Source organism: Pedobacter nyackensis (genome assembly GCF_900176505.1).
In the GTDB taxonomy this organism is placed as follows: Bacteria; Bacteroidota; Bacteroidia; order Sphingobacteriales; family Sphingobacteriaceae; genus Pedobacter; species Pedobacter nyackensis.
Genome location: NZ_FWYB01000018.1, coordinates 84,847 through 101,015, shown reverse-complemented (window position 1 = coordinate 101,015; position 16,169 = coordinate 84,847). Strand labels below are relative to the sequence as shown.

Here is a 16,169-nt window from a genome sequence, read left to right as displayed (position 1 = left end):
AACGGTTGTTTTCCAACAAAATCGGAATTGAATTGTTTTAATTCTATACTTTTGCATAGTAGGATTAATTATATCTACGAAGCCTTAATGGAACAAAACAAATTAAGAGAAGCAACCTTGACAGCAGCAGCCGGTACTGATGATTTAAAAAGAATATTTCAGGACAGAAAGAGAACTAATATTTTACATAAGATAGAGCAGCAAACGCTGTCTTTTTTGGTTACAAGAATCCCTAAGTCTATTACTTCAGATATGTTAACCTATATCGGAACCTTTGGTTCGATGATGGTTCTTGCAGGATTTATACTGGCTAATTACCAAAATGATAGAAATTATCTTTTACTTGGTGTTTTCGGTTTGGCAGTTAACTGGTTTGGAGATTCATTGGATGGTCGTATAGCCTATTACCGCAATACCCCCCGTAAATGGTATGGTTTTTCACTGGATATCATCATGGACTGGGTGAGCACTGTACTTATAGGCCTGGGTTATCTGGTATACGCACAAAAAGCTTATGAATTAATTGCCTTTGCGTTTGTAGTGCTTTATGGCTGGGCCATGATCATTTCGCAACTCAGATACAAAATAACTGACATTTACAGCATAGATTCAGGACTGGTTGGTCCTACCGAAATAAGAATTATACTGGCCTTGATATTCGTTTTAGAAGTTGCCTTTGGTGGTCTGATAGAATATTTTGCTACAGGCATATGTATTACCCTTTTCATCATCAACATCATCGACACCCGAAAACTTTTAAAACTTGGGGATATCAGGGATGATATGGAACGTAAGGTTAAAAATAGCGCTGCTTAATGAGTAAAAAGAAATCTGTTTTTGTATTTGCTAAAGCTCAGGTTTCGGCGTTTACTGGAGGGATGCTTGATTACGTTGTCATGATTTTGTGCACCGAACTGCTGCACATTCATTACACCATTTCGATCGCAATCGGCGGTATTATTGGTGCTATACTTAATTTCTCCTTAAACAGATACTGGACATTTAATGGGAATAAAGCCAGCGAATTGGCTGTTGGTACTCAGTTGCTGAAGTTTGCTTTTGTAGTAGCAGGCAGCATCGCTTTAAAGTCATCAGGTACTTACCTTTTTACTACCTGGTTAAAGCTTGATTACAAGATTACAAGGATTATGGTCGACATTATTGTTTCCCTGGGTTTCAACTATGTATTGCAAAAATATTGGGTATTCAGAAAGAGACAGGTTCAGGAAATGAATAATCCGGATTAAAAAAAAGGCTGCGTATAATTACACAGCTTTTTTTATGTGTACATCATGATACACCCTATTCGTATAAATTAAACTTTCTTGTTTTTTAACACAAATGGCTGTAATGATTTTTGCCATATCTGATAACCATTAGGCTTCATATGCAGGTTATCCTTTAAAAAGACATCTTTAAACACTTCACCATTTTCATCAATCATTGGAGTCCAAACATCTGCAAAATCAGTTAACTTTTCTTTCTTAGTGTACTTTTTAAGCGCTTTATTAAACTCCACATACTTATCTTTCAGGTTCCAGCGGGATACGCTTGGTTTTACTGAGATAAAAACTACAGGCACTTCAGGAAAAGCTATTGCGATCTTTTTTCTTAGTTCCTTAGCCTGTTTGATCAATGTTTCAGTATCTACACCGGAGGCTATATCGTTATCACCTTCATAAACAAAAATCTTGGCAGGCTTATAAGGCATAATCACCCGATCTGCATAGTATAGCAGGTCTACAAATTTCGAACCTCCAAAACCTCTGTTAATCACATAAGCATCCGGGAAATAAGTCGCAATATCCTTCCAGTTGGTGATAGAAGAACTGCCTACAAATAAATTGGCTCCTGGTTGCACATTTTCAATTAAATCTCTTTTGTCAAATGCTTTAATGTTCTTTTCAAATGTTTTAGGATTATAAACCTGAGCAGAAAGCGCAACAGGCAAAGAAATAAAACAGGCTAGTAAACAAATTTTAGTCAGGAAACGGAACGAAGAATTAAAGCGGTTCATCTAATGAGTTATTTTAGTGATTTAAACAATTGGTTACTCCAATATATCCTAAAGTTATTAAAAATCCGCTATAATAACGTCTACACTATAAAATCAAAAAGCCCCTGAATAGAAATTCAGAGGCTTCTTTTAAAAACTGTTTTCCCTTCTTTTATTGTTTCCAATACCTTAATATCCTTTAGGTTCTCCGGATTAATGATTAGCGGGTCCAATTCATTTTCTGTTGCTATTTGAGCAGAAAAATTACCTTCTTTGAGGAGGCCTTAGGCGCTGTAGCTCTTCGCTACAGATGCCAGACTCCGGGAAGAACGGTTATTTTTCCCTTTCTTCTTTTTTTTCTTTTTAAGCCATATTATAAAACCTGTTACCGGGAGACTTGCAGCGATCAAGCTAGCTATACAGGCTATAATTTTTCCGAAAAGGCCAAACAACCTACCAGTATGTAAATCATAATTTGTGGCCTCAACTAAATCGGCTTTATTATAGGCTTTATAAAATTTAGCCCGCAATAACATACCTGTTGCTGCATCGAAATAAAAAGTATTCTGATTGCGTGCCCATTCATAGGGATAGATCATCCTTAAACGCAACTCGCCGCTCTTCCTGATGGATATGCTTGTTGATTCTGCACCGGGATACTTAACCGACATATTGCGGTACATATTGCCATATCTTACCGGGAGTGAATCAATTACTGCAGGTTTAACCGACACCTGTTTTTCCCCATCACTAAGTTTCGTTCCGGTAAAAAACGCAGCAGCTGTTTTAACCTCTTTAAATGCAAAAAACAATCCGGTTAATGCGATAACGATTAAAATTCCTGAGGAATAAAAACCCAGTACATTATGCAAATCGTAGTTGACCCTTTTAAAGGATCCACTCCATTTAATGGTGAGGGCTTGTCTGAGCATGCGCATCTGACGTGGAAACCATAACACTAGTCCCGTGATTAGCATGATTACAAAAATAACTATCGACCAGCGCTGAATAAATTTACCGGTTTCACCCAACAGCAAGGTCATATGGATTTCTTTTACCGTATCCAACCAATCAGTCCCCCCCTTATACACCAGATTTCCATCATATGGATTAAAGTAATATACTACACCCTTTTTAGCAGAAAGCTGTACAGTGGCATTTGGCTTTCTTTCTGTAATTCTGATCCCCGATATTTTTTCTCCAGAGGTGATTTGTTCAAAATTTCTGAGGATACTTTCAAGACCTATAAATGGCCTTTCTTGCGCTTGAACATACAAACGATCCTTTTGGGTAAAATCCCTGATCTCCTCTTCAAAAACGTACAAACAGCCTGTAATACCAACGACAAATACAACTAGGCCGGTGCCTAAGCCCAGCCATAAATGTATTTGTCTCGTTATTTTTTTAAATGTTTTAATCATTTTAATTAAAAGGAATAACCAAGTGCAAGATTGAACCTGCGGCCGTTTCCTCTAACATAGTTAATATCACTTCCATAAAACTGTGAAATACTTGGATAATAGGTTCTATTAAGCACATTTTCAATACCAAGGTTTACCTTTAATGGCTTTATGATCTGGTAGGAAGCCGCCAAATTAAACAAATCGTATGCTTTTACCGGACCTTCACCAATTAAATATTTACCCTTTTTCGGAACAAAACGTTCTCTGCTGCCAATCTTCATCCAGTTCAAATCTATCAGTAAATTCTTAATACCTGAGTACTTTGCATAAATAGTGGTTTTTGAAGGAGGAATACGGGTGGTATTTAAATAAACATCTAAATCTCCATCAAATTCCCCATCATTATCCACGTCACCTTTACCCCCTACTTCAGCATAATTACCCCCTATAGCTAAGGACGGAAGTAATTGATAGTCGGCCTGAACTTCAAATCCTTCTACGCGCTCAGGAATTCTTTGCGAAATATAAACCCCATTAACTTCCAACAGATTAGCTCCTAATTTTGATGTACTGTAATAATATGCGAAACTTAAATTCAAATTACCCAATGAACTACTAAAACCAGCTTCGTAATTGTCTACAATAATAGGTTTGGTTTCCAATTGCGACAAAGTGTTACTTTTAGCCGCTCTTAATACTCTTCCCAGTTCAAATACAGAGAAAGACTGTGCATAACTGATGAATGGGTTGAATTCCTTGAATTTAGAATACCTGGCTCCTGCATTGAACACAAACGCATTATAATTTAATTTACCTCCCTTTACATCGATACTACCCGCACCATTTGCGCCTGTAGCTAATGTCTTAAAGTCCTTTACATCAATATTGATATTTTCTGATCTTAACCCTGCTTTAATGGTCAGGTCAGTAAATAAGTTTGCTGTAGCCTGCAAATAAGGTGCAAAATTAATCATGTTCATTTTTGGCACCCACTCTCTTCCATCAACCAGGTTCTGAGCGGTTTTATCATTCATGAAGTCCAATCCATAGTTTACCTGCATTGGCACTTGAGATGTTAATTTGAATGGGGTATTTAAATTTAACCTGGCTCCCTTTTTAGTAGAAGTAATGGCTGATTGTCCGCTTCCAAAGAATGAAGCTGAGTTTGAATAAATGGTATAAAAATCCTGATAATAAACATTAGCCGTTAAATCTGTTTTCCCGAAGATCTCCTGATTGGTATATTGAAGATTTGAATTGTGGTTGTAACGGGTACCTTCATCAACACCAACCCTGTTTCCATAAACACCAATTGCCGGAGTCTGACCATACACACCAATTTTAGTCACATAACGTGAATCCTGACGTGAGCTATAGTAATTATACATCAATTCCAATCGTTGTTTAGCAGAGATATCATAACCTAGCTTTGCAAATCCGTTATATGCCTGGGTTTCGCCAAGTCCATACTCAGGTGAGATTACTAAACCTTCTGCATCCCTGTATACACCCGTTTTCTCATAAGCTCCACTAATTACATAATCGAATTTTTTAGCTCTTCCATAAAATTGCTGTACAGCGCGGTAGCCTATTGTACTATCCCCTTCTAAATTACCAGTTAATCCAATTTGCGAATATCCTCCAAATTGCTTTCCTGCATTCCCTTTTTTAGTAATGTAATTGATCAAACCTCCTTCGGCTCCATTTCCATAGATAGCTGTAGCACCTTTGATTACTTCTACACGTTCAATCACAGATGGATCGATACTTCGGATGTCTCTTCCTCCTGCTCTAAGTGGTGTAGATTGAGGAATACCATCAATAAGGACAAGGACATTTCGCCCTCTTAAAGTTTGTCCGGAATTACCGGTTTGGTTTGTTGATGAACCCAGGCCAGGTACACTGTAGGACAATATATTTGCCAGATTGGGACTTATAATAGATTGAGTATTGATCTCTTTTGCGGTAAGAATAGTTACCGAAGATGGTGTTTGCGCTAAAGATTCAGCTCTCCTACTGGCAGAAACAATCACCTCAGATAATGCACTTTGATCTTTTAACACGACCTCAATATAAGAGGTATCATTTGCTACAACCGATACTTCTTTTTGTTGCTTTTCGTAACCAGTTATAGAAATAAGCATCAGGTGATTGCCTGCCGGAACCCCTTTTAATAGAAATTTACCATTTTTATCAGAAGTTGTTTTAATGTTCAACTTTCTGATCTGAATATTTGTAAAAGCAATATTTTGTTTGAGAGAGTCGGTTACAGTTCCGCTTATGGTTCCTTTACCGCTTTGGGCAAAAAGGCTCCATGGTAGGAACATCATTAAAGCAAGAATAAAAAATCGTAAATCTTTAAGGGTCATAAACTATATATTTTGCGCAAATATATAGTTATTTAGATTTAATACAAATAAAGATAGAAGTATTAAAATTATACGATAAGCTGGAATTTAACCAGCTTATTTAAAATGCCTGATTATAAATCAGGCATTGCTTTCCGCATATTTTTTAAAATTATCCAGAATGGCCTGCCAACCGGTCTGTTGCATTTCAACAGGATTAATAGCTTCGGCTTCAAAAACCTCCGTCACCTTTGTGGTTTGCCCATCAGCTGCAAAAGATATTTTCACCCTTCGATCATCACCAAGTGTATAAGCAATCAGTTCATTGGTTTTCACTTCATCATAAACGCCTCCAAAGTCAAACCCAAAGCTGCCATCTTTAGCTTCCATACGAGATGAAAATGCTCCTCCAACTCGTAAATCATTTTCTGCTTTAGGCGTGTGCCAATCTTCTGAGGCATTATTCCATTTGATAATATGTTCAGGTTTAGTCCAGAATTCCCAAACTTTATCAACCGGGGCGTTCACTACTGCTTCAACTGTAATGGTCGTTTTATTTTTAGTTTCCATGTCGTAATTTTTATGATTATTAACAATGTAAAAAAAATAAAGTTCCCATCCATTTCCGTATCAGATTCTTAAACTTATAATATCCTTTACTGCATGTTCGACTTTTGGAAAAATAAAAGAATAACCAGAATCAGTAAGATGCCTTGGTTCAACCCATCGGCTTTTTAAAATAAGCTCAGTTTCTGTCCCAATAAATACAGCCCCTAGTTCAAGCAACCATGCAGGAGATGGAAGCCCAAATGGAACACCATACGAAGTACGAATTAATTTCATCAGCTTTGTATTTTTGACTGCTTCAGGTGCTGTACAATTGATGACACCACTAAGTTCCTTGTGCTCCAATAACCACTCCGTACATTTTGCTGCATCTTGTTCATGTATCCAGGATACATATTGCTGTCCATCCCCTTGCCTTCCACCGAGACCAAATTTCACAAGGTTAAGTAAACGCGGAAAAGCACCGTCACTTCTTCCAAACACAATGCCCATACGTAAGGCTATTTTCCTTGTGCGAGGGGTATTTGTTTCAAAGAAAGCTTGCTCCCACTGGCGGCAAACATTTATAGAAAACCCATAGCCAATTTCACCAGTTTCTTCATCCTGAGGATGATCTTCTGCATGACGATAAATAGTTGCAGAAGTTATGTTTATCCAAAGTTCCGGTGGACTTTCCAGCTTGGCTATTACATTTCCCAAAAGCAAAGTCGGATTTATCCTTGAAGATATAATCTCCTGCCTGTTCTTTTCTGTATACCTGCAATTTACATTCTTGCCACAGAGATTAATCAAAAGATCAGATCCTTCTAAAGCATCCTTCCATTCTCCTTCATCGATTCCATTCCAAACTATCGTTTTAACATTCCCTTTTGGCAATGCTGGTTTACGACTTAGAATAACAATTTCTGTTGCCAGATTACGGTAATAATCTGCAAGTACTTGTCCAAGGTAACCATTACCTCCTGCCAGAACTATCTTATTGTATCTCATATCTATGCGTTTAAAAGGATAACTAAAAGAATGGCAACACGATACGACACCCAGGTAATCGTCAACACCCATCCTATTTTTAAAAGACTACATCTACGGATGTGCTCTAATAACATTAAACCCGCAACTGCCATAAACCAGACAACATAAAAAACAGGACTAATGGCAAACCATACGGATAATAACATGGCCGGCAACAGCAGCAAAGCACCTGCAAAAGAGATTGTCATCATATTTCCCAGGTAGGCCCAGGTTTTCTCTTTATTAACCAAAATGATCACTAGCCCCTGGAATAAAATCTGTCCACCACAAATAAAGTACTCACGGTAAGCATGGCCAACAGGAAGCAGATCTCCCATCAATCCTGTATAAGAAGAAAGGATATAAGAAGTAACAAACCAGGTAAAAACCAGGTAAGCAATACGATAATGCAATTTAAATGTTGGTTGGAACTGGAAGCCTTCGCCTTTTGCAGGGGGCACAATTACACGTCTGTTGTAAGCTATAAAAGCATATACTTTGCTCATTAACCAAATGAAAGGCTTAAACCTAAAAAGCGGACCTAAAAAAGGCATCATCAGCGCAAAGATTTTAAAAAGGCTTTCAATGCCATAAGTAACCTCTCCTGTTTCCTGATTGACTAATGCGATTTCATTGGCGGCCCTTTGCCTATCGACCATTGGACAAGCCTGAGCAGGCAATTCCTGATAGGCAGCCCTACCGTCCTGGTCTAAAAGTCCCGTGCTTACAAAAGCATTGGTATACATTCGGCACATCGGACATTCTTCATCAAACAAGATCAGGTGATTTTTAAGCGTTTTCATATAATCAGAGTTAATATTAATTCATTCAAAAAGACAGGCTACTTGAACATTTTAAAGATTGATCCCCAAAACCAGCTTTCTTCTGCTTTCAGCATGGTATCTAATGTTTTATCCACATTTTTAGCCAATTTATTGATGTCTGTTACAGATTTATTGAAAGTAGCAAACTCAGGATCTTTCACATCCCCTTTAACATTGGATAACTCATCTAAAATTTTCAGGACAGGATCCAGCTCTCTTTTCCTTCGTTCTTTGGCTACTTGCCGGGCTATATTCCAGGTATCCTTATCTGCGTAAAAATACTCCTTCCGCTCACCGGCTTTATGTTGCTTTTCTACCAATCCCCAGCCAATCAAATCCCTTAAAGTCATGTTCGCATTCCCTCTTGAGATGCTCAAATCTTTCATAATTTCTTCTGTTGTCAGCGCCTCTGGCGATATCAACAATAAAGCATGAACCTGTGCCATGGTACGGTTAATCCCCCATTCGGAGCCTAACTTACCCCATGCCTCAATAAATTTTTGTTTTGCTTCTGCCAATTCCATGAACAAATATAATAAACATTATTAAACTTTCAATAATTACTGAAAGTTTAATACATACACATCCTTATAGATCATTGAACTCATGTAACGAATTCAGCGGCAACAATTAAAAAAGTATTCAGCAGGCAATTCAATTCATAAAATATAACTTACTTTATGCGCAAAATACCGTGTTTTATGATAAATGAATTTGCATTAATAACCGGTGCCAGCAAAGGCATTGGAAAATCTATGGCATCGCAGCTTGCTGGAGCTGGCTATCATTTACTCCTGGTTGCAAGGTCAGAAGATGAACTGCAACAGCTTGCCGCTCAAATTCAAGATAAATACAACAATAAAGTATTTTATCTTCAGGCCGACCTGTCGACAGAGACTGCGCCTTTAGAAGTTGCCGAATGGGCTCGTCAGCATACAGACAAATTATCAGTATTAATTAATAACGCAGGTTATGGTCTGTGGGGTGATTTTGAGCAACTTGATCTTAATGCACAAATGAATATGCTGGCATTAAATATCAATACCGTGCTTAGCTTAACACATCATTTACTTCCACTATTAAAACAGCAAAAGCAGAGTTATATATTAAACCTGTCAAGCACCGCAGCCTACCAGGCAGTACCAACTCTCGCATTATACGCAGCAAGTAAATCATTTATACTTTCCTACAGCAGAGCTTTACGTTACGAGCTGAAAAATACAGCAGTTTCAGTAAGCTGCCTTTGCCCCGGCCCCACGGATACGGGCTTTGCCAATCGCGCAGGATTAGATGCACTGGCAGATTTGGCCAAGAAATTTAACATGTCGCCCGAAAACGTAGCCAGCATTGGAATAAAAGGAATGTTTAACAAAAAAGCGGAGATCATACCAGGCTTTCTAAATAGGCTATCTGCATTTGGTGCACAGTACCTAAATAAATCTCTCATTGAACGGATTACCGCCGGATTATATAATCGATAACTCAATCGTTATCTGGCTGTTCAAGAAATAATTCAATTTATTTACAAATAAATTTGATAATAGAAATATTTTCATACTTTTGTAAAGTCTACTAAAAAGATAGACTTTGTTTAAATGACTAAAAGTAACCATAGCCTTACCGCATTTACCATGCGAATGTGTCTCCTAAAAGGCACAGGTTGTTGCTGTTGTTGCTAATCAGATTCTCATTTACTGATTAACCTCCTTCAACATCTGCCTACCTCCGCAGATGAGCTTATTTAACATTTTCTAATCTTTAAAATCCAGATCATGGGCAACTCCTATATAAAATTCACCCTGGGCAACAAAATCACTGCCGAACAAAAAGACTTTTTCAACCAAAACGGTTTTATCCACTTTAAAAGTTTCATTAAACCAGAAACGGTAAATGACATTATAAAGGCATCGGTACAGGTGCAGCAGCAATGGATAGAAAATGAAAAGGTAAAAGTAAATGGGATCCCGATTAAATATGGAAAAGATCTTGATGGCTCTGCTATTGTACAACGCTTTGCCTTTTTAAATCAGCACCACCCCCTATTTGCAGAGCTTACGCACGACCCTCGGTTTGAAACACTATTGGAACTCATTGGACAGGGCGCCAGATTAGGTACTGAAGAAAAAGACGGAATGGTACTAAACCATTATGTAAACGGGCATGAAAGTAAGTTTACACAAATGGGCTGGCATACAGATGGTCTAAGAGACATCTTTCATGGCCAAAAATTAAACCCAATGCTGAATGTAGGTATTCACCTAAATACCCTAAAGCCTGAAAATGGCGGACTAAGGGTTTTACCCGGAACGCACAAACAGAGTTTATATCAAATGCTTTTCCGTAAAAAATATTTTTTAGACAACAAAGCCGACGCAAGTGAAACCGCAATTATACCGGATGCCGGTGATCTGACCATACATGATGGCCGTTTGTGGCATCGTGTTGCGCAATCATCAGTAATTGGAGAAGAAAGCCGCAGAAGGGTCATCTATATTCCAATTATTGCCGGTAAATATGAACCGAAAAATGAAAATAGTCCTACCGCTTTCTATCAGCGTTTTGCAAACCTGGTTAAATAAAGGGCATATGTTGATCGCGTTAATTATAAGCTACCTGATACGTTCAGGAAAATTGGTTTTCTTACAGAAAACCACGCAGCAAGTACAGCAATTCATTAAATTGAGTACCAAAAGATTTTAGATGTTTGGTTAGATCTAAATTGTGTGGGTAAGCCAGGCCATTAAAAGCCTGGCTTTTTTATGACCGAATTCCAGAAGCTTTTACCGCAATTATGTGCTGCAGTACGAAGAATCTTCTTTAAATTTGCGGCATGAATACTGAAATAGCTGTTATATTCGATATGGATGGCGTAATTTGCCATACCAACCCTTACCATTCCCTTGCCTTTCGTGAATTTTTCTCAACAAGAAGTCTTAATCCTACAGACGAAGAATTTGCGCAGCATATGTATGGCAAAAGCAATAGCTATATTCTAAGTCATTTTTTAAAACGTCCTATTGCCGGAACCGAGCTTCTGGAAATGGAAGAAGAAAAAGAAGGATTGTTCCGTAAAATATATGAGCCTCATATTGAGCCCATAGCTGGCATTATTGAGTTTATGTCGGATTTAAAAAGCAATAATGTTAACCTTGGGGTAGCCACCTCAGCTCCATACGCCAACCTTGAATTGATTTTAAGTAAAGTTGATATCCGCGAAAAAATGGGTTCTATAATGGCTAGTGAAGATGTAAAAAAACACAAGCCTGATCCTGAAGTCTACCTTACCTCAGCCATTAATTTAGGTATGAAGCCTGAACAATGCCTGGTATTTGAAGATTCTTTCTCTGGTGTTACCGCAGGTTTAAATGCCGGAATGCGTGTGGTAGGTGTATTGAGTTCTCATACTAAAGAGGAACTTCCCCCTTGTAATTTATATATCGACAATTACACAGATTTATCATACAAAAAGATCACAGAACTGTTCCAGCAATAATTCTCTTAGCTTTACACCATGGAAAATGAAAACAGAAATCCTTATGTTCAATTCAATGAGCAAATATTAAAGGATTGGAAAGAGAATGGCGTTATCTATATCAAACTGGTTGAATTAGACACCGATCTTCCTGTGAAATTCTTTGAATTGATTCCCAACTCAGAAATCCCAGATGCCGGAGAAACCATTTATCATATCGATTCCGAAGACATCACTGAGCTTTTAGAACCTTTAAAACAAGTGAAGTTCTTAGTGCATGAGATTTACCTTGAAGAAGACGAATAATAGCTGATTAAAGCTTAATTTCAAACAAACTGAATGACCCTTCTTTATAATGCAAAGGCAAACCTTCGGTGTTCTTTAATTTTGTTACGCCAAGATAAGTGAAGCCACAACTCATGTAATAATTGTTCAGTTTGTCATTTCCACTTCCTGTATCCAATCTGACATAAGCTTTGTTGTTTTCTGCGGCATATTGTTTAACCCAGTCTACGATGTGCTTTACAAAATGCTTACCCCTGTATTTAGGATTAGTGGCTATACGATGGATATACACTGCAGGATCTTCATCCTTTTCTTCCCAGATTAAAGGATCGTTTAAAGCCAATGTAAAAACGCAGGCTACTTCTCCATCAATCACAATCTGCCACTGCAAACCATTTTTAATGGTCTGCTCCACCATGCTTCTTTCAAATCCTTGCCATTGCAATGATCCAACAGTTTTCTGATGAGCCGTAGCCGCATCATAAAGCTTAAATATGGCATCTACATCCTGATTAGTGCTTTTTACAATCTCCATCGGTCTAATTTTCTATTCTTTTATTCAAATCTAATCAATTTATCAAAGTACAGCAGATGACTTTGCCCCTTCCCAGCCAATTATAGCTGTTTTACGGGTATTTCCCCACATATAACCGCCAAACACACCGGTCGACTGAATTACACGGTGACAGGGAATTAAAAACGCGATCGGATTACTGCCAATCGCTGTGCCTACTGCTCTTGATGCGTTAGGTTTTTCAATTTGTCTGGCAATTTCACCATAGGTAGAAAGCTGGCCCATCGGAATTTTCATCAATGCCTCCCAAACCTTCAACTGAAAATCAGTACCTTTTAAGTGCAACTTTATTTCAGGTAATTTACTCCAGTCATCCTGAAAAATAAACAAAGCATTCTGCTGAATAACATCAGATTTACAATTAAAGGAAGCATTAGGGAATTTCGCTTGTAAAAGCTCAACAGCCTTATCTTCATCATCATTAAAGGCCATATAACATACACCTTTAGCCGTAGAGGCTACAATAAGCTTTCCAAATGGACTTTCAGCAAAACTATATTGGATGACAAGATTTTTGCCTTCATTTTTATACTCTGCAGGAGTCATACCTTCGATATTCACGAATAGATCATGTAACCTGCCCGTTCCTGAAAGTCCGGTTTCGAATGCAGCATCAAAAAGGGTCAATTGCTTTTCCTTTAGCATCTTTTTAGCATGTGCTACGCTGATGTATTGCAAAAACTTTTTCGGACTGATACCTGCCCATTCTGTAAAGAGCCGCTGAAAATGAAAAGGGCTCAAATGCACTTTCTCGGCAATTACGTCCAGGTTAGGTTGCTCCTTAAAATTCTCTTTGATATAGTCGATTGCCAATGCAATGCGGTTATAATTGAGTGTGTCCTGCGTATTCATGATCCTTTATTTTACCATACAAATATCGAATTCTTTTCAAGCCAAAAAACCCGAAACTTGCTTTTGTGATTTTTCTATCCATATTTTAGGGTACTAAAAATTTGATAGAGCCCTTAATATTTGGTAATCTTGATCCTTCTTGCAAACAAAACGAACCATCAATAACTAAATTATAACATTCCATAGGTAATGATTACAACAGCACCAAGCGCAGACCTTTTAAAAACGAAACAGCATTTTGAAATTCTCGATGGATTACGAGGAATAGCAGCCTTGGCAATTGTACTTTTTCATTTTATGGAAATGGTTTATCCATTTAGCGAAAATTTCATTGCACATGGTTTCCTGGCGGTCGACTTCTTCTTCTGTTTATCGGGCTTTGTAATTGCTTATGCTTATGACGACCGCATGGTAAAAATGGGCATGATAGAGTTTTTAAAATCAAGACTAATCAGACTGCATCCTTTAGTTATTTTGGGCTCAGTTTTAGGTTTGCTGGCCTTTGTGTTCGACCCCTTTGGCAATCAATCTGAACTATATGGGATCGGCAAACTTCTTTTAATATTTCTTAGTTCAATTTTACTCATTCCTTATCCTGTTATCGGCGAACGCGCATTTAACCTCTTTGGTCTTAATGCCCCTGCCTGGTCACTGTTCTGGGAATATGTTGCCAATATTATTTACGCTTCTATCCTCTACAAACTCAGTCGCCGCTATTTATTTTTATTAACCATTATTGCTGCCGTAGGACTCTGTTATGTCAGCCATAAAGCTGGCGGATCGTTACTGGGCGGATGGAGTAAAGACAACTTTTGGGACGGCTGTGCCCGTATTTCCTATTCCTTTTTAGCGGGTATGCTGATTTATCGTTCCAACTGGATCATTAAAAATAAATTGGGCTTTATCGGTCTGTCTATTTTATTGCTACTATCCTTCCTGATGCCTTATTCAGCATGGAATTGGTTTACCGAGCCCTTTGTTGTATTATTCTATTTCCCTTTAATCGTTGCATTGGGAGCGGGAAGTAAATTAACACAAGGTTTTAAAAAGCTTTGCCAATTCTCAGGAAATATATCCTATCCCCTATATATGGTTCATTATTCCGTAATGTGGATGTTTTTAAATTATTACACAATTAACAAACCGGGAACTAGTCAATTATTCTTCATTATCACCATTGGAACAATACTATTGGTAGGCTTAGCTTATCTGGTAATGAGATTTTATGATACTCCTGTAAGGAAGTATTTAACCAACAAAAGGAAAAAAGGTTGAGGATTTGAGCGTTAGCCGATTAATTCTTTGTTGACATTTGCCTCTGCGAATAAATCTCTTGCTGCCTTTGGCGATTATTATTTTGATACAAAAATTGTCCGTCCCTCAATTTTAAAATGCGCGCCTCCTGTAGACTCCAGAATCTTCAGTACCTGAGAAACATTATCCAAACGTGATACACCCCCGCCGAATTTCTCTGTAGGTATTTCCCCTTTATAAACAACATTCACGTCATACCATCGCGCAATCATGCGCATGATATACTGTATATCATCATTCTCAAAAAGAAACTTGTTGTTCTTCCATGCTACAGCACATTCCGTATCAACCGGAGTAATCGAGATTGAATTTTCATTAACCCGCGACTGATTACCGGGTTTTAAGATTTTAGATCCGGCCTTTGCCGACACCCTTACACTCCCTTTCAAAAGTGTAGTCGTTACCTTTTCCTCATCCATATAAGCGTTAACATTGAAATGAGTCCCCAATACCTTAATCTTCTGCCCCATGGATTCCACTATAAAAGGATGGGCTTTATCTTCCGCCACCTGAAAATAAGCTTCTCCTTCAAGTTTTATGCTACGTTCTTCTGAGCTGGCAGAATAAGTTAAACTTGAAGCCGCATTCATCCACACCTTTGATTTATCTGGCAAGGTTAAAATATAAGTTTCGCCCCTGGCGGTAGTTAGCGTATTAATTTTGTTCGGGTCTCCGTTGCCATTGCCAATCTGATAAACCAATTCTCCATCTTCCAATTTAATTACACTGATGCCCGCTTCCTGAGCAATCTCACCTTTTAGCGCTTCAGCTAACTTAATCTTTTTCCCGTTTGCCAGTGTTAGCGTGGCACCCATTTTCCCGGGAGCTAAATCCTGCGTCACCAGGGGATCCGTCAGAATTATATGTTTACTGTAATCAAAGAAGTAAATACCAAAAGCAATTAAGGCAATAACAGCGACTGCACCTGCAACAATTCGCGGCCATAACCTAACCGGTTTCTCAGCCGGCTCAACCTCAATGGTGGTATTGATCACTTTTGCAAAAGACTGATTTAACAAGGCCAAAAGCTCCGGTCTGTTTAGCAGCTGATCAGCAAAAGGACCATCTAAACTTTCATCAATCAAACTTAAAAAGGTTTCTCTTTCGCTGCCGGATTGCATACGCTCAAGAAACTGCCGTGCTTCCTCTTTCCCCAACTGATTGTTAAGGTATTTATTAAAAGTGGCTTTCAGTTCTTCTAAATTTTCCAAAGCTTATTCATTTAATACTATTACACTTGAAAACTGACAAGCATCTGCTCCAAAAAAAAATAAATTCCAAGTATTTTTTTGAGTGTTATCGCAAAAGCACTCGACAAAGAAAACCAGCTATCAAAAGATGAGCTAAATACACTAATAAACCAGAAATAAGGCTATAGGTTTTTTAAAAAGAGAAAAATAAGCGACCGCATCCCAAATCTCGAATAGCCATCTTCATAAAAAGTACCAGGAGATACAATCTGGACATGTTTGCAAAAGACACTTTGCTATAAAAACTGGTGGAAAGATGTAATTAAGTAGAGA

17 protein-coding genes are annotated in these 16,169 nt (G+C 38.1%); 7 read left to right on the top strand and 10 right to left on the bottom strand.

All coding sequences use genetic code 11. From position 1 onward, the window contains the following. The first annotated feature begins 87 nt into the window (after positions 1 to 87). Positions 88 to 816, top strand: coding sequence for a CDP-alcohol phosphatidyltransferase family protein (locus tag B9A18_RS22565; protein ID WP_084291820.1), 729 nt, complete (start codon positions 88 to 90; stop codon positions 814 to 816). After that, a complete protein-coding gene (locus tag B9A18_RS22560) occupies positions 816 to 1,247 on the top strand; it encodes a GtrA family protein (protein ID WP_084291819.1) in 432 nt (143 codons plus the stop codon). The genes B9A18_RS22565 and B9A18_RS22560 overlap by 1 nt, the downstream gene beginning before the upstream one ends. A 68-nt stretch (positions 1,248 to 1,315) precedes the next feature. Here the strand turns inward: B9A18_RS22560 and B9A18_RS22555 are convergent, their stop codons facing one another. The 7 genes from B9A18_RS22555 to B9A18_RS22525 form a co-directional block, all read right to left on the bottom strand. Continuing rightward, positions 1,316 to 2,017, bottom strand: coding sequence for a GDSL-type esterase/lipase family protein (locus tag B9A18_RS22555; RefSeq protein WP_084291818.1), 702 nt, complete (start codon positions 2,015 to 2,017; stop codon positions 1,316 to 1,318). A gap of 263 nt (positions 2,018 to 2,280) precedes the next feature. Continuing rightward, complete coding sequence (locus B9A18_RS22550) at positions 2,281 to 3,417, bottom strand: PepSY-associated TM helix domain-containing protein (RefSeq protein WP_084291817.1); 1,137 nt, start codon at positions 3,415 to 3,417, stop codon at positions 2,281 to 2,283. A 5-nt stretch (positions 3,418 to 3,422) separates the two neighbouring features. After that, positions 3,423 to 5,768 (bottom strand): TonB-dependent receptor, encoded by a 2,346-nt coding sequence (locus tag B9A18_RS22545; RefSeq protein ID WP_235005416.1) that lies wholly within the window; start codon positions 5,766 to 5,768, stop codon positions 3,423 to 3,425. A 120-nt stretch (positions 5,769 to 5,888) separates the two neighbouring features. After that, entirely contained in the window at positions 5,889 to 6,317 is a 429-nt protein-coding gene (locus B9A18_RS22540) for an SRPBCC family protein (RefSeq protein WP_084291816.1), read from the bottom strand. Positions 6,318 to 6,377: 60 nt separating this feature from the next. Then, positions 6,378 to 7,304 (bottom strand): TIGR01777 family oxidoreductase, encoded by a 927-nt coding sequence (locus tag B9A18_RS22535; RefSeq protein WP_084291815.1) that lies wholly within the window; start codon positions 7,302 to 7,304, stop codon positions 6,378 to 6,380. A gap of 2 nt (positions 7,305 to 7,306) precedes the next feature. Next, a complete protein-coding gene (locus B9A18_RS22530) occupies positions 7,307 to 8,128 on the bottom strand; it encodes a DCC1-like thiol-disulfide oxidoreductase family protein (RefSeq protein WP_084291814.1) in 822 nt (273 codons plus the stop codon). 38 nt (positions 8,129 to 8,166) lie between these two features. Next, positions 8,167 to 8,673, bottom strand: a complete 507-nt coding sequence (locus B9A18_RS22525) for a GbsR/MarR family transcriptional regulator (protein WP_084291813.1) — start codon at positions 8,671 to 8,673, stop codon at positions 8,167 to 8,169. A gap of 177 nt (positions 8,674 to 8,850) precedes the next feature. On the opposite strand from B9A18_RS22525, the gene B9A18_RS22520 reads away from it, so the two are divergent. The 4 genes from B9A18_RS22520 (at position 8,851) to B9A18_RS22505 (ending at position 11,927) form a co-directional block, all read left to right on the top strand. Next, on the top strand, positions 8,851 to 9,630 hold the full coding sequence (locus B9A18_RS22520) for an SDR family NAD(P)-dependent oxidoreductase (protein ID WP_235005415.1): 780 nt from the start codon (positions 8,851 to 8,853) through the stop codon (positions 9,628 to 9,630). A 291-nt stretch (positions 9,631 to 9,921) separates the two neighbouring features. Then, entirely contained in the window at positions 9,922 to 10,728 is an 807-nt protein-coding gene (locus B9A18_RS22515) for a phytanoyl-CoA dioxygenase family protein (RefSeq protein WP_084291812.1), read from the top strand. Between the two features lie 251 nt (positions 10,729 to 10,979). Then, positions 10,980 to 11,642 carry an HAD family hydrolase gene (locus B9A18_RS22510; RefSeq protein WP_084291811.1) on the top strand — a complete coding sequence of 221 codons (663 nt, stop codon included), beginning with the start codon at positions 10,980 to 10,982 and terminating at the stop codon, positions 11,640 to 11,642. 18 nt (positions 11,643 to 11,660) lie between these two features. After that, positions 11,661 to 11,927: a hypothetical protein gene (locus tag B9A18_RS22505; protein ID WP_084291810.1), complete on the top strand. Its 267-nt coding sequence runs from the start codon at positions 11,661 to 11,663 to the stop codon at positions 11,925 to 11,927. Between the two features lie 7 nt (positions 11,928 to 11,934). Here B9A18_RS22505 and B9A18_RS22500 read toward each other — a convergent pair whose 3' ends face one another. Then, positions 11,935 to 12,441 (bottom strand): GNAT family N-acetyltransferase, encoded by a 507-nt coding sequence (locus tag B9A18_RS22500; RefSeq protein ID WP_084291809.1) that lies wholly within the window; start codon positions 12,439 to 12,441, stop codon positions 11,935 to 11,937. 42 nt (positions 12,442 to 12,483) lie between these two features. Then, the gene (locus B9A18_RS22495) at positions 12,484 to 13,332 is read right to left on the bottom strand and encodes a bifunctional helix-turn-helix domain-containing protein/methylated-DNA--[protein]-cysteine S-methyltransferase (RefSeq protein ID WP_084291808.1); all 849 of its coding nucleotides are present in this window, start codon (positions 13,330 to 13,332) and stop codon (positions 12,484 to 12,486) included. 189 nt (positions 13,333 to 13,521) lie between these two features. On the opposite strand from B9A18_RS22495, the gene B9A18_RS22490 reads away from it, so the two are divergent. Then, positions 13,522 to 14,607: an acyltransferase family protein gene (locus tag B9A18_RS22490; RefSeq protein ID WP_084291807.1), complete on the top strand. Its 1,086-nt coding sequence runs from the start codon at positions 13,522 to 13,524 to the stop codon at positions 14,605 to 14,607. Between the two features lie 77 nt (positions 14,608 to 14,684). On the opposite strand, the gene B9A18_RS22485 is transcribed toward B9A18_RS22490, so the two are convergent. Continuing rightward, positions 14,685 to 15,857 (bottom strand): FecR family protein, encoded by a 1,173-nt coding sequence (locus tag B9A18_RS22485; RefSeq protein WP_084291806.1) that lies wholly within the window; start codon positions 15,855 to 15,857, stop codon positions 14,685 to 14,687. Between the last annotated feature and the right edge of the window lie 312 nt (positions 15,858 to 16,169).

Coding starts and splice junctions, on each gene's coding strand:
- B9A18_RS22565 (WP_084291820.1), top strand. CDS start 88: ATGGAACAAAACAAATTAAGAGAAGCAACCTTGACAGCAGCAGCCGGT.
- B9A18_RS22560 (WP_084291819.1), top strand. CDS start 816: ATGAGTAAAAAGAAATCTGTTTTTGTATTTGCTAAAGCTCAGGTTTCG.
- B9A18_RS22555 (WP_084291818.1), bottom strand. CDS start 2,017: ATGAACCGCTTTAATTCTTCGTTCCGTTTCCTGACTAAAATTTGTTTA.
- B9A18_RS22550 (WP_084291817.1), bottom strand. CDS start 3,417: ATGATTAAAACATTTAAAAAAATAACGAGACAAATACATTTATGGCTG.
- B9A18_RS22545 (WP_235005416.1), bottom strand. CDS start 5,768: ATGACCCTTAAAGATTTACGATTTTTTATTCTTGCTTTAATGATGTTC.
- B9A18_RS22540 (WP_084291816.1), bottom strand. CDS start 6,317: ATGGAAACTAAAAATAAAACGACCATTACAGTTGAAGCAGTAGTGAAC.
- B9A18_RS22535 (WP_084291815.1), bottom strand. CDS start 7,304: ATGAGATACAATAAGATAGTTCTGGCAGGAGGTAATGGTTACCTTGGA.
- B9A18_RS22530 (WP_084291814.1), bottom strand. CDS start 8,128: ATGAAAACGCTTAAAAATCACCTGATCTTGTTTGATGAAGAATGTCCG.
- B9A18_RS22525 (WP_084291813.1), bottom strand. CDS start 8,673: ATGGAATTGGCAGAAGCAAAACAAAAATTTATTGAGGCATGGGGTAAG.
- B9A18_RS22520 (WP_235005415.1), top strand. CDS start 8,851: ATGATAAATGAATTTGCATTAATAACCGGTGCCAGCAAAGGCATTGGA.
- B9A18_RS22515 (WP_084291812.1), top strand. CDS start 9,922: ATGGGCAACTCCTATATAAAATTCACCCTGGGCAACAAAATCACTGCC.
- B9A18_RS22510 (WP_084291811.1), top strand. CDS start 10,980: ATGAATACTGAAATAGCTGTTATATTCGATATGGATGGCGTAATTTGC.
- B9A18_RS22505 (WP_084291810.1), top strand. CDS start 11,661: ATGGAAAATGAAAACAGAAATCCTTATGTTCAATTCAATGAGCAAATA.
- B9A18_RS22500 (WP_084291809.1), bottom strand. CDS start 12,441: ATGGAGATTGTAAAAAGCACTAATCAGGATGTAGATGCCATATTTAAG.
- B9A18_RS22495 (WP_084291808.1), bottom strand. CDS start 13,332: ATGAATACGCAGGACACACTCAATTATAACCGCATTGCATTGGCAATC.
- B9A18_RS22490 (WP_084291807.1), top strand. CDS start 13,522: ATGATTACAACAGCACCAAGCGCAGACCTTTTAAAAACGAAACAGCAT.